Genomic DNA, 11861 nt, shown 5'->3' with positions numbered 1-11861 from the left:
GAGAAAATGAACAATCCCCACGCATCCCTGCTGCAGACAGGACGTATCGGCTCCATGGAGCTGAAGAACCGCGTCGCCATGGCCCCCATGGGAGAGAACTTCGGCGGCGACGACGGCTGCTGCGGCGAACGCACCCAGGCCTATTACGAAGCCAGGGCTCAGGGTGGAACCGGTCTCATCATCATGGGAACGACGGCCATTTCCTGGCCTTCGGGCACCAGCGAGCCGCACCAGCTGGGCATCTCCAACGACAGCTTCATCCCCGGCCTGGCTGAGGTCACGCGCCGCGTCCATGCCCATGGCGGCAAGATCGCGGTGCAGATCAATCACAGCGGCAAGGTCGCCGCCCACGACCGCGCCTGCGGCCGCGAAATGTGGGTGTCCTCCATGCCGCCCGACGGCCCGGTTCACGACGGCATGCGCACCATCACGCCCAAGGAGTTCTCGACCTTTGTCGGCGTCGGCCCCTACCCGGAGCGCTACCGCATCATGGACAAGGCCGATATCGCGCAGATGGTGGAGTGGTTTGCCGCTGCGGCCCTGCGCGCCAAGCAGGCCAACTTCGACGCGGTGGAAGTGCATTGCGCGCACAACTACATGATCGCCAATTTTCTCTCGCCCTTCTTCAACAGCCGCACCGACGAGTACGGCGGTAGCTACGAGAACCGCAGCCGCCTGCTGCGCGAGGTGCTGACCGAGGTGCGCAGGCGCGTGGGCCCCGACTATCCGGTCTGGGTACGTCTGGACGCGCAAGAGATGCACACGCCCGGCGGCATCACCATGGACGAGGCACTCAAGACCGCCAGGCTCTGCGAGGAACTGGGCATGGACGCCATCAGCGTCTCGGCCTATGCCCGCATGCCCACCGGCTCGGCGTTCACCGACGCCCCGATTCCGCAGAAGCAGAACGCCTACCGCGAATTTGCGCGGCAGTTCAAGCAGTCCGTGAGCCTTCCCATCATCTCGGCTGGACGCTGGGAGCTTGACGATGCCGCCGATGCCGTGACCAGGGGGGAGATCGACTTCGTGGCCATGGGCCGCAAGCTGCTGGCCGAGCCCGACATGGTCAACAAGCTGCAGGCCAATGCGGCCGGCGACGTGCGCCCCTGCATCTACTGCTATGCCTGCGTGAGCGAAATCTTCGTCAACCGCGGCATCAAGTGCGCCGTCAATGCGTTGACCGGTCATGAAGCCGTCAAGACCATTGCCTTTGCGGCCAAACCCAGGCATGTGCTGATCGTCGGCGGCGGCCCCTCGGGCATGGAAGCGGCGCGCGTTGCCGCCCTGCGCGGCCACCGCGTGACGCTGGTCGAGCGCAGCGACCGCCTCGGCGGCACGCTGTTCTTTGCCGCCCTGGCCTATCCCGAGAACGGCCGCCTGCTCGACTATCTGGTGCGGCAGATGGACCACCCGAACATCCAGCTGCGCCTGAACACCACGGTCGATGACGGACTGCTGGCCGAGTTGCAGCCCGACGAGATTCTGGTGGGCACCGGCGCCAGGCGTGCCGCCCCCGCCATCGAGGGCGCCCAGCAAAGCCATGTCTGGAGCGGCGACGAGCTGCGCCGCCTGATGACGGGCGACCGGGCCGACGAAATTGCCAAGGCCAAGCTGAATCTGGCCGAGCGCGCACTATTCAAGGCCGGCGGCATGCTCAAGGTGACGGACAGCACGGCAGCGATCCAGAATCTGTCCAAGCTATGGATGCCCCTGGGCAAGCGCGTGGTCATCATCGGCGCAGGTCTGGTCGGTCTGGAGCTGGCCGAATTCCTGCTCGATCGCGGCCGCGAAGTCACCGTGCTGGACCCCGGTACCCACCCCGGCACCGAACTGGCCATCGTGCGCCGCTGGCGCGTGTACGACACCGTGAAGAACCACGGCAAGCTGCTGATGCAGTCCAGCGTCACGCGCATCGAGCGCAAGGAAGTCGTCTGGACGGACAAGAAAGGCGAGGAATACCGTACGCCCGCCGACTCCGTGGTGCTGGCCATAGGCGCCGAGGCCGATTCCAGCGTCGCCGAGCAGCTGCAAGCCCTTACCCGGATTCCCGTGCGCCGCATCGGGGACTGCCGGGACCTGGGCTATATCGAGGGGGCCATGCATTCCGGCCATCAGGCCGGGCGCGAAGTCTGAAGCCACTGACCGGAGAGCCGAGACCGCCTGCAGGCGGTTCTTCGCAAAAACTACGGCAGGCAGTGTCGGCCTTTTGCCGCTGGGCGCCAGTTGGTCTGCCCGGAGCAACAGGAAACAGTCACCGGACTGCGTCCAGCCGCAAGCCACCGCTTCAGGCCAGCAGCCCTATACTTTTCGGGCCCCTCCAACCTCACGACCGACGACAAGACCCAATGCACGCAAGGGAATGCTTCATCGCTTTGCTGGGAGTTCTGGTGCTCACCCAGGCAGCACCGGCTTCTGCACAGAACAACAATGGAAAAAATCTCTTCACCCAGAGATGTGCCGTCTGCCACGGTGCAGATATCAAGGGCACCGGCCCCTTGGCCAGGAAAAGCAATCCTCCCACGCCGGATCTGACCAGCGCAGCTTTCAGGAAGCGGCTCCAGGAATATCCGGGCGTCATTGTTTCCTCGGTCATACTCCGACCGAACGGGGACCTGATTCCCAGAACCCTGCGGGAGAACGGGGTCAAGCTCGCCCCGCATCCCTGGACGGTGCAGGATTTTCGCGACCTGAACAAATACATGAGCGACGTGATTTCAAAAAGCCGATGACTGCGCCCGCCCCTGCCCGGGACGCCCTGGCCTGTATAGACCCAGCCCCGCAAACTGTATAAAGAAACAGTAGACTCTGGACTTGATACCTCCCCGACCAAGGTCCAGACATGTCAGCAGAACTCGAACAAGAAGACCTCTCCATCTTCGAAGACCGCCTTTGGCATCACAAGGGCTGGGAAGCCCGCGTCATCAAGAATGAAGACGACGATGGCTGGGCCGTGTCCATGACTCAGGACGGCCAGGCGGAGCCCGCTCTGGTCGGCCCATGGACCATGGGGCGCGACAAGAAGAACCCCAAGCCTCTTGATGTATCGGCCTTCAACACCCTGGTGAAGACCGCCAGCGAAGTCATACGCCGGCATGAGCAGCACCAGGCGGCGCTGTTGCACAAAGCCATTCAGATCGATGTTCGCGGATCGCGCGTGACCGTGGCGCTCGATATCGAGCCCGATGAGGACAACCCCACGGCGACTCTCACGGCCACCGCGGCCGACGGCAGCGAGCTGGCCAAGGTAAGAGTCCGGCCCGACCATGGCCTCAACCGTGCCTCCGCGCAGCGCTGGGCAGACGCAGGCTACCCGCGTTACAGCGAGGACTGAGCCAGGACGGGCAATGGCCCGGCGCCGCTCTCCGCAGACCTGAGGAGCTTGTTCACCGAGAGGGCCGTCAACACCAGCCAGCACCCGTGACGGCCAGAGGCCGAATACCGGACAGCGAGCCGGCCTGAAGCTCACGCACCGGGCCGAGAGCGCAGTGCGGCCTCGAACCGGTCCAGTTCCTGCTGCAGCGTGCCGCGATGCCTGAAACGCTGGCCGGCACGCTCGTACCAGTTCTCTGCGTCCTCGAGATCGCCCTCCTGCAGATGCAGCAGCCCATGCAACCAGGCTGCAAGCAGGCCTTCATGCTGCTGCACGGCATCGTGCGCGCCATTCCATTGCCCGGCCCGCATCTGCAGCACGATGGCTTCCAACTGTGCGTTGACATCGCTCATGACAGGACTGCGCTTGTGCTCAGGCCAGCAGCGCCTGCTGCACCAGGTGGCTGTCCACATACTGTTCCATGCTCGTGATCCTGCCCTCGTTGAGCCGGTACAGATGGGCGAAGCTAGCCGTCATTGCCTTGCCCGTCTCGCGATAGGTGCCCGAGTAGACGCCGAAGGCGGCCACGCGGTCGCCATCGGCCAGGTAGGTGTGGACCTTGGCGCTGTAGCAGTCCCACTCCGTCGCCAGCCGCTGGAACACGCCCGCGACGATTTGCTGCGGGCCGATGTAGGTTCCGGCATAGGGAAAGCCGGCGGCCTCTGTCCACCGCGCGTCGGGCGCCAGTGCGGCCAGCAGATTCCTGCCGTTCTCCTCGGGCAGACCTTCGTAGGTCGAGCGGATGATGTCCAGATTGGTGGTCATGGTGTGCTTCCCGGGCTTCAGCCCCATTTCATCTCGGCCTTGGCCACCTTGGCGCCGATCTGCAGCGCAGCGGCCAGGCCGGCGTCAGGATAGCGCTTGTTCATGGCGGCGATCAAGGCATCGCCATTGGCGGCCTTGGCCAGTTCCTGCTCGAAGGCCAGCAGGTATTCGCGGGTGTAGTTCACGGCCGAAACGTCCAGCGCGCCAGGGGCGCCCAGGTGGCCCGGCACGACCACGGCCGGCTTGCGTGCGGCGATGGCCTCCAGATTCCTGACCCAGGCGGCGCGAGAGGCTGGCGTCGGGGTATCGGCCGTCCACACATGCAGGCCCGAGAACACCAGCACACCACCGAAGACCGCATTCAGCGAGGGAACCCACAGGTAGCGGCGGTTCTCCAGTCCCTGCGCCTTGACGATTTCGATGCGGTGGCCTTCCAGCATCAGCGCGGGACCGTCATAGGCTTCGGGAAAGACGATGTCGGCGAGCTTCTGCGGACCGTTCTCCTTGAGCTGGGGCGCCCAGGTATCAATCTTCTTTTGCACGTTGGCGCGGATGGCGGCAATGGTGTCGGAGGCTGCGATCACCCTGGCAGCGGGAAAGGCGGCCTTGATCGGTCCCAGGCTGAAGTAGTAATCCGGGTCGCTCTGGCTGATATAAATGGTGCTGAGCTGCTTGCCCGAAGCCTTGATGGCTTCGGCCACGGCGCGGCCATCGGGCAGGGAAAAGCCGCCGTCGATAAGAACGGCCTCCTGGTCGCCCGAAAGCAGCACGGGCGCACGGAAAAAGCCTTTGTCGTCTGCAGGGAAGTGCTGCCATTGCAGCCTGGATTGGCCGGTCACGGCAGCGGCGCAACCTGCCAGGCCTGTAACGATTCCGGCAGCGGCGGCGGTATGAACAAAGTCTCGGCGATTCATCATGATGGTTCTCCGGTAATTTCGGGATGGCGAGGTTGAAAGGCGAAAGCCTCAAGCCTTGGAGACTTGCTCGGCAAAGGCCTGCGGATTGGCGTAAGCGGCACTGGAATTGAGCAACTGGCGCTGGCCATGGGTTTCCAGGATGAAGCACGGAACGCCACGCGCGCCGAACTGGCCCAGCAAGGCCTGCGCAGCGGCGATACGGACGCGATTGGCTGCCAGCAGTTCGCCCTCAGACCGCAGCAGGCATGCAGCCGCCTGCTCCAGTCCCAGGGCCTGCAGCACGGCCGCCAGCGGCTCCAACCGGGTGATGTCCTCGCCGTTGACATATCGCGCATGCTGGATGGCTTCAAGGGCCTCTGGCTCGCGCTCGGGGGCGGTCAGGCTGACGGCGCTCAGCGCCAGGGTGGCCGGACCGCTGTCGAACCGCTGCTGGCGGTCCGACAGCACCTGGCTGCGGTAGCGCTCGCTAAAACGCTGGCCCGTCAGGCGCTCAATGCGCTGGTCGTTGCTCCAGGCATAGGCCGCAAAGTCGTCGTCCATGGGACGTGCACCCGCGCCGGCGAAGAGGCCGCTGGGCAGCAGGCGCAGTTCGACCTCGGGCGCTTTGCCCAGGGCCGCCACTGCCGAGGCGGCACCGTAGCACCAGCCGCACAGAGGGTCGAATACGTAATGCAGGGTCTTGGTCACAAAAGGGCTCCATGGCTTGAATACCGTGATCGTAGAAACAAAGCATTGACAGAAAAACCCCGATCGAATAGATAAACCGTATGTCAATGGCAAACAATCCAGAAGAATCCATCGCCGGCAGGCTTGCCAATCTCAAGCGCCTGGCCTACTTCGCAGCCGTGGTGGAGACCGGCAGCTTCACGGCCGCCGCAGACCGGCTGGGAATCACCAAGGCCGTGGTCAGCCAGCAGGTCGCCAGACTCGAACGTGAGTTCCGCACCACGCTGCTGACCCGCACCACCCGCAAGGTCGTGCCCACCGACGCAGGCAGGCTCTTCTATCAGCGCTGCGCATCCATCCTCAAGGAGGCAGGCGATGCCTTCGACGAACTCGGAGAGGTGGCGGCCGAGCCTTCGGGCATCCTGCGCCTGACCGCTGCGCTGGACTATGGCATCACGGCGGTGGTGCCTGCCATCACCGAGTTCACCCGGCGCTACCCCCAATGCAAGGTGGATGCCGTGTTCAGCGACCAGTCGCTCGACCTGATGTCGGGGCAGGTGGAGCTGGCGATCCGCGTGGGCTGGCTTTCCGACCTCAACGTGCAGGCCCGTCAGATCGGGAGCTTCCGGCAACTGCTGGTCGCCGCGCCCTCGATGCGCCGGCAAGTGGGGCAGCTCAAGCAGCCGCAGCATATCGGCGCGCTGCCTTTCGTGGCGAACACGGCCTTGCGTGACCCCTGCAGCTGGCGCTTCTCGCGCGGCGAGCTGGAGCAGCAGAGCGTGACCGTGCATCCGGTGATCTCGCTGGATGCGACGCTGGGCGTGCGCGAGGCCGTGCGCCAGGGCGCGGGCCTGTCGGTACTGCCCGACTTCGCAGTGGCCGATGATTTGAAGAACGGCACGCTGATACAGGTACTGCCCAGATGGTCGCTGCCCTCGGGGGGCATTCATGCCGTATTCCCGACGGCACGCTTTCGGCCTGCCAAGGTGAAAGCCTTTGTGGACCTGATGCAGGAGCACATCCTCCCCAGGACATGACCGAGGCCGGCCATCAGGCGCCAAGCAAGCGGCTCAGCCTGCGACATGCTGAAACCACACCAGACCGCCATCGCACAACGGCCGCATCATCCGGAGGAGGCACTAGCTTGCAGACGTTGCAATTGCGCTTGACCACGAACACAAAGGCTCGATTCAAGCCGCAGCTTGGCTCAAGCGACATCGTCAAGAGCGCATAGAAAAAGGGAGCCCAAGCTCCCTTTTTCTGCGCGAAACGGTCGGTCCCGCCTGAGCGGTGCCTTCAGACTCAGAAGTTCGGCGCTTCCACACCTCCGTCCACTCCCAGCACCTTGCCGGTCACCCAGCTGGATGCGGGGCTGGCCAGAAACAGCGCGGCGTTGGCAATGTCTTCGGGCTGGCCCATGCGTGCCATGGGCGTGGTCTTTTCCATGCGCTCCTTGCGCTCGGGCGTGAGAAACGGTGCCAGCGCATCGGTCATGATGGTGCCGGGCTCGATGGCGTTGATACGCACCCTCGGGCCAAAGTCCTGCGCCAGGCAGCGCGTGAGCTGGTTGAGCGCGGCCTTGGAAGCCGCATAAGCGCTGAAGTACTTTTGCGAGTAGCGCGCCGCCGTGGACGAGATATTGACCACCGCGCCGCCGCCTGCGGCGTCCATGGCGGCGGCCACCTTCTGGATCAGCGTATAGGCAGGCACCACATTGAAGGCCAGCATGTCGCCCACGGCCTTGCCCGTGACCTTGCGTGGGTCGTTGGGGCCGCCGCCGCCCACATTGTTGATGAGCACATTGATCTTGCCCAGCTCGGCCACGGTGCGATCGATCAGGGCCTGCAGGTCCTCGTCCCGGTTCACATCGCCAGGCACGATGATGGCGCGGCGCCCCAACACTTCGATCTCGGCCTTGACGGCCTGCAGATCCGCCTCGGTTCTCGCAAACAGCGCCACATCGGCGCCCGCCCTGGCCAGCGTGATCGCACAAGCACGGCCAATTCCCTTGCCCGCACCGGTCACTACAGCAACCTGACCCTCCAGCGAAAACTGGCGAAAAATCTCGTTCATGTCTCTTCCTCTGATTGCGTTCCAAGCCAGCCATGCTCTGCATGAAACGCTTTTGAAACATCAGCCAAACGGACCATGAGACAACTCCCATGGTCGGCCCGTGCAGCTTGTGTCAACACGCAAGAAATGAGCCCCTGAAATGGATAGCGCTGCACCGGGGAAGAGCCGCGAATCAGGCAGATTCAGAATCAGAGACAGCGAGCAAGGGCCCAGGATGCTCCGCTGTCCCTCAGCGAAGCTGTCGTTCCCCTCCGAGAAGCACAGAGGGGCAAGCCGCGCTTCGGCTCAGGGGGTGACAGCGGCCTGCAGCATCTGTGCGAACTGCTCGTTATATGGCGGCAGCATGCCCCACTCTCGACGCGGGTCGTGGCTGCCAGCCTTGTAGACGGAGCGCGCATGACTGAACTCGAGAAAGCCCTCCCGGCCATGGTAGTGACCCATGCCCGAAGCCCCCACGCCGCCGAACGGGGCGTCTTCCAGCGCCGGATGCATGACCACATCGTTGATGGAGACACCGCCGGACAGCGTGTTGTCCAGCACCCAGCCCTGCTCCGTCTCGTCGTTGCCGAAGTAGTACAGCGCCAGCGGGCGCTCGCCGGCATTGATCGCCGCCACCGCATCGCGGATATTGTGGAAACTGCGCAGTACCAGGGCCGGGCCGAAGATTTCATGCAGGGAGATCTCGGCGTCGGCAGGCGGGTTGATGACCAGCGCCAGCGGCAGGCGACGGTCCGATCCGGCTTGCGCGGCACCGACTTCCAGCACGCTCAGGCCACGCGCCTTGGCATCGTCCACATAGGCTTTCACACGGGCATGGTGTCGCTCGTTGATCACAGGCGTCATATCCGCATTGCCGCTCACCGAGGGATACAGCGACTGGTATTGCGCCGCAATCCCTTCGGCCAGCGCCTGCAGCCGCGACTCATGGACCCAGACCTCGTCGGGTGACACGCACAGCTGGCCGGAGTTCAGCGACTTGCCCACGGCAATGCGTTCGGCCGCATGGGCGATATCGGCCGTGTCGCCGACCAGCACCGGAGACTTGCCGCCCAGCTCCAGCGTCACGGGCACCAGATTCCTCGCGGCGGCAGCCATGATGAGCTTGCCCACACTGGTGGAGCCCGTGAAGACCAGGTGGTTCCAGGGCTGCTCGGCAAATGCTGCCGCCACCTCGGGGCCGCCCTGCACCACGGCCAGTACCTGGGGATCAAAGCGTTTGGCCACGGCCTCGGCCAGCACCTGGGCCGTGCGCGGTGCGATTTCGGAAGGTTTGAGCACGGCCCGGTTGCCCGCCGCGAACGCGCAGGCCAGCGGCGACAGCAAGGTGAACAGCGGCGCATTCCAGGTGCCGATGATGCCGATCACGCCCTTGGGCTGGTACTTGACCCAGGCCGTGGCACCAAACATGTCGAAGGGTTTGACGCTGGGACGCACCGAGTCGCCCAGCCAGTCCTTGAGATGGTCGCGCGCATGCTTGAGCGAGGCCAGCGAGCCCAGGATGTCGTTGGCCAGCGAAAATACGGCAGGGCGGCCGCCGAAGTCTTCACCCATGGCCTGGCACAGGGCATTCCTGTGCTCCACCAGCATGTCGATGAGCTGCTGCAGGCGCTGCATGCGCACTTCGGCGCTGACTGCACCTTCTTCGATGAAAGCCTGCTTTTGCATGTCCAGCAGCTGGCGGATGCCGATGGACGAATTCGTCTGGGTCATTTTGTCTCCTGAATATTTCTCTTGAAAGCCATGAACGGGAAGGCACATGCTCGGACCTGAAGATTTCCTGGTCGTCGTCCAAAAAGACGATGGCATAACCCTGAGCCCCTCGCACGATGCTGCGCATGCACACCCCTCAAAACCCGCCTCCCGCCGTCAGCTGGCGCACTCATCTCAGCCTCGCCTTGCTGGCGCTGGTCTATATTTTCTCCTTCATTGACCGGCAGGTTCTGTCTATTTTGCTGGAACCCGTCAAGCAGGAATTCGGTGCCTCCGACACCGAGATGGGTCTGCTCACGGGGCTGGCCTTCGGTCTGATCTATGCGATGCTGGGTGTGCCCGTGGGGCGTCTGGCCGACACCCGCAACCGCCGCAACATCGTGGCCCTGTGCTGCGGCATCTGGAGCCTGGCCACCGCAGCCTGCGGCGTCGCCACCCAGTACTGGCATATGCTGCTGGCCCGCATGAGCGTGGCCGTGGGCGAGGCGGGCGGCATGGCGCCGTCGGTGTCCATAGTCTCCGATCTCTACCCACCCAAGATGCGCTCGTTTGCCATCAGCCTGTTCATGATGGGCCCCAACCTGGGCACGCTGCTGGGCCTGGTCATCGGCGGCATGGTGGCCCAGCACTACGGCTGGCGCTCCGTGTTTCTGGCCTTCGGCATTCCGGGCGTGATTCTGGCCCTGCTGGTGTATTTCTTTGTCAGGGAACCCGCACGCGGCGCCTATGAAACCGCCCGTGTCGCCGCGCAAGGCAGCGCCCCGCGTGAATCCATGTTCCGCCAGCTCAGGCGTCTGCTGGGCATGGCGCCGCTGCGCAATATCTGCATCGCCTGCGGCGTGGCCGGTATTGCGGGCTATGGCTACGGCGTCTGGGCACCGAGCTTTTTCATGCGCATTCACGGCATGAGCATCTCCCACGCCGGCCTGGTGTTCGGCCTGGCCAGCGGCCTGGGGGCCGTGTTCGGCGCCATGTTCTGTGGCTGGCTCAGCGACAGGCTGACCCAGCGCGACGCGCGCTGGCAGCTGCGTCTGGCCGCCATGGGAACGCTCTGCGCCGTGCCGGCCGGCGTGGCCGTCTTCTTCTGGCCCGTTTCCGACTTCTGGACGGTTGCCGGCATCAAGGTCCCCTACGCCATGGCCTTTGCGCTGTTGTTCGGTTTCTTCGCGAGCTGGTTCGCCACGCTCTCATACAGCGCCGTGAGCCAGATGGTGACGGCCGCCGAGCGCAGCGTGGCCTCGGCCCTGCTCAACCTGTTCATGACCTTGCTCGGTGTGGGCCTGGGCCCGCTGGTCACCGGCATCCTGTCGGACTACTTTGCCCAAACCCATGGCTCCGAAGGCCTGCGCTGGGCGCTGATGGGCGTGACCTCGCTGCTGCTCATCACCTCGATCTTCTTCGCACTGGCCATTCGCCCCTACCGTCAGCGCCTGCAGCAGCTGCAGACGGCTGCCGCCTGATCCCCCCAAAAAACCGGAGACTCTCATGAGCCAGCCCGTCGTTCTCATCACCGGTGCCAGCCGCGGCATCGGCGCGGCAACCGCCGTCTTCTTTGCCCTGCGGGGCTGGCGTGTGGCCATCACCGCGCGCACGCTGACCGAAGGCGCGCAACTGGACAACCAGCTGCGTCTGCCCAACGGCCAGTTGCTGTCCGGCAGCCTGGAGTCCACCGCCCGAGCCATCGAGGCCGCCGGCGGCGAGGTATTTACCCATGTCATGGACCTGATGGAGCTGAACAGCCTGGACAAGGCGGCCGATGCCGTGCTGCAGCGCTTTGGCCGTGTCGATCTGCTGATCAACAACGCCGTCTACCAGAACCGCGAGATCAACCACCTGATCCCCGAGATCACGGCCGGGTCGCTGCAGCGCTGCCTGCAGGGCAATGTCATCGCCCCGTTCCATCTGGCCCAGCGCCTGCTTCCCTCCATGGCGGCACAAGGCGGCGGCCGCATCATCAATGTGTGCTCGGCCGCAGGTCAATACAACCCGCCCGTTCCGGCCGACCAGGGCGGCTGGGGATTTGCCTACGGGGCTTCCAAGGCCGCTGTTGCGCGCCTGGCCGGCTGCATCAACACCGAGTACAGGCAGCAGAATGTACGCGCCTTCAGCGTCAACCCCGGTGTGGTGACGACGGAGGCCGTCAAGGCCACGCTGGGCGACGACGGCGTGCTGGCCCAGCGCTATGGTGCGGCCACGCCCGAACAGATCGCGGCCGCCCTGTTCTGGCTGGGCTCCGAGCCCGAGGCCCTGTCGCTGGCCAAGTCCCACACCATGCTGGACCTGCAGCCTCTGTACCAGGAGCGTGTGGCAGCGGCCGCGACCACCTCCTGAGCACGCACTCACACTCGGACTGGTGCAAA

Annotated in this window: 12 protein-coding genes; 6 read left to right on the top strand and 6 right to left on the bottom strand. The window is 64.6% G+C overall.

Annotated features, from left to right (window positions below):
• The first annotated feature begins 6 nt into the window (after positions 1-6).
• The 3 genes from FSY59_RS00985 to FSY59_RS00975 all read left to right on the top strand — a co-directional run bounded on the left by FSY59_RS00985 (position 7) and on the right by FSY59_RS00975 (position 3331).
• Positions 7-2133, top strand: a complete 2127-nt coding sequence (locus tag FSY59_RS00985) for an NAD(P)/FAD-dependent oxidoreductase (RefSeq protein WP_043371361.1) — start codon at positions 7-9, stop codon at positions 2131-2133.
• 212 nt (positions 2134-2345) lie between these two features.
• Positions 2346-2729, top strand: coding sequence for a cytochrome c (locus FSY59_RS00980; protein ID WP_050872732.1), 384 nt, complete (start codon positions 2346-2348; stop codon positions 2727-2729).
• 110 nt (positions 2730-2839) lie between these two features.
• The gene (locus FSY59_RS00975) at positions 2840-3331 is read left to right on the top strand and encodes a hypothetical protein (protein WP_003057362.1); all 492 of its coding nucleotides are present in this window, start codon (positions 2840-2842) and stop codon (positions 3329-3331) included.
• A 131-nt stretch (positions 3332-3462) separates the two neighbouring features.
• Here FSY59_RS00975 and FSY59_RS00970 read toward each other — a convergent pair whose 3' ends face one another.
• Genes FSY59_RS00970 through FSY59_RS00955 form a run of 4 tightly spaced genes read right to left on the bottom strand, consistent with a single transcriptional unit; the run spans position 3463 to position 5739 of the window.
• Positions 3463-3723, bottom strand: a complete 261-nt coding sequence (locus FSY59_RS00970; RefSeq protein WP_148728311.1) for a hypothetical protein — start codon at positions 3721-3723, stop codon at positions 3463-3465.
• Positions 3724-3742: 19 nt separating this feature from the next.
• Complete coding sequence (locus tag FSY59_RS00965; protein WP_187427869.1) at positions 3743-4135, bottom strand: nuclear transport factor 2 family protein; 393 nt, start codon at positions 4133-4135, stop codon at positions 3743-3745.
• Positions 4136-4152: 17 nt separating this feature from the next.
• Positions 4153-5052, bottom strand: coding sequence for an MBL fold metallo-hydrolase (locus tag FSY59_RS00960; protein ID WP_003057365.1), 900 nt, complete (start codon positions 5050-5052; stop codon positions 4153-4155).
• Positions 5053-5100: 48 nt separating this feature from the next.
• Complete coding sequence (locus FSY59_RS00955) at positions 5101-5739, bottom strand: DsbA family protein (protein ID WP_148728309.1); 639 nt, start codon at positions 5737-5739, stop codon at positions 5101-5103.
• 80 nt (positions 5740-5819) lie between these two features.
• Here FSY59_RS00955 and FSY59_RS00950 point away from each other — a divergent pair, with 80 nt between their 5' ends.
• The gene (locus tag FSY59_RS00950) at positions 5820-6755 is read left to right on the top strand and encodes a LysR family transcriptional regulator (RefSeq protein WP_019043231.1); all 936 of its coding nucleotides are present in this window, start codon (positions 5820-5822) and stop codon (positions 6753-6755) included.
• Between the two features lie 265 nt (positions 6756-7020).
• Here FSY59_RS00950 and FSY59_RS00945 read toward each other — a convergent pair whose 3' ends face one another.
• Positions 7021-7791: an SDR family NAD(P)-dependent oxidoreductase gene (locus FSY59_RS00945; RefSeq protein ID WP_148728308.1), complete on the bottom strand. Its 771-nt coding sequence runs from the start codon at positions 7789-7791 to the stop codon at positions 7021-7023.
• Between the two features lie 285 nt (positions 7792-8076).
• A complete protein-coding gene (locus FSY59_RS00940) occupies positions 8077-9501 on the bottom strand; it encodes a coniferyl aldehyde dehydrogenase (RefSeq protein ID WP_003057370.1) in 1425 nt (474 codons plus the stop codon).
• A 125-nt stretch (positions 9502-9626) separates the two neighbouring features.
• On the opposite strand from FSY59_RS00940, the gene FSY59_RS00935 reads away from it, so the two are divergent.
• Positions 9627-10961: an MFS transporter gene (locus FSY59_RS00935; RefSeq protein WP_232536094.1), complete on the top strand. Its 1335-nt coding sequence runs from the start codon at positions 9627-9629 to the stop codon at positions 10959-10961.
• Between the two features lie 25 nt (positions 10962-10986).
• Entirely contained in the window at positions 10987-11832 is an 846-nt protein-coding gene (locus FSY59_RS00930; RefSeq protein ID WP_148728307.1) for an SDR family NAD(P)-dependent oxidoreductase, read from the top strand.
• Positions 11833-11861 lie beyond the last annotated feature (29 nt).

The organism is Comamonas sp. Z3, from assembly GCF_008121565.1.
Taxonomy (GTDB): domain Bacteria; phylum Pseudomonadota; class Gammaproteobacteria; order Burkholderiales; family Burkholderiaceae_C; genus Comamonas; species Comamonas brasiliensis.
Note: the sequence above shows the minus strand (reverse complement) of the source record. Positions and strands in the feature narration are given on the sequence as shown.

Excerpts from the sequence above, each read along its gene's own strand:
- FSY59_RS00945 (WP_148728308.1), bottom strand. The coding sequence starts at position 7,791 with ATGAACGAGATTTTTCGCCAGTTTTCGCTGGAGGGTCAGGTTGCTGTA.
- FSY59_RS00970 (WP_148728311.1), bottom strand. The coding sequence starts at position 3,723 with ATGAGCGATGTCAACGCACAGTTGGAAGCCATCGTGCTGCAGATGCGG.
- FSY59_RS00980 (WP_050872732.1), top strand. The coding sequence starts at position 2,346 with ATGCACGCAAGGGAATGCTTCATCGCTTTGCTGGGAGTTCTGGTGCTC.
- FSY59_RS00935 (WP_232536094.1), top strand. The coding sequence starts at position 9,627 with ATGCACACCCCTCAAAACCCGCCTCCCGCCGTCAGCTGGCGCACTCAT.
- FSY59_RS00975 (WP_003057362.1), top strand. The coding sequence starts at position 2,840 with ATGTCAGCAGAACTCGAACAAGAAGACCTCTCCATCTTCGAAGACCGC.
- FSY59_RS00985 (WP_043371361.1), top strand. The coding sequence starts at position 7 with ATGAACAATCCCCACGCATCCCTGCTGCAGACAGGACGTATCGGCTCC.
- FSY59_RS00965 (WP_187427869.1), bottom strand. The coding sequence starts at position 4,135 with ATGACCACCAATCTGGACATCATCCGCTCGACCTACGAAGGTCTGCCC.
- FSY59_RS00930 (WP_148728307.1), top strand. The coding sequence starts at position 10,987 with ATGAGCCAGCCCGTCGTTCTCATCACCGGTGCCAGCCGCGGCATCGGC.
- FSY59_RS00950 (WP_019043231.1), top strand. The coding sequence starts at position 5,820 with ATGTCAATGGCAAACAATCCAGAAGAATCCATCGCCGGCAGGCTTGCC.
- FSY59_RS00940 (WP_003057370.1), bottom strand. The coding sequence starts at position 9,501 with ATGACCCAGACGAATTCGTCCATCGGCATCCGCCAGCTGCTGGACATG.
- FSY59_RS00960 (WP_003057365.1), bottom strand. The coding sequence starts at position 5,052 with ATGATGAATCGCCGAGACTTTGTTCATACCGCCGCCGCTGCCGGAATC.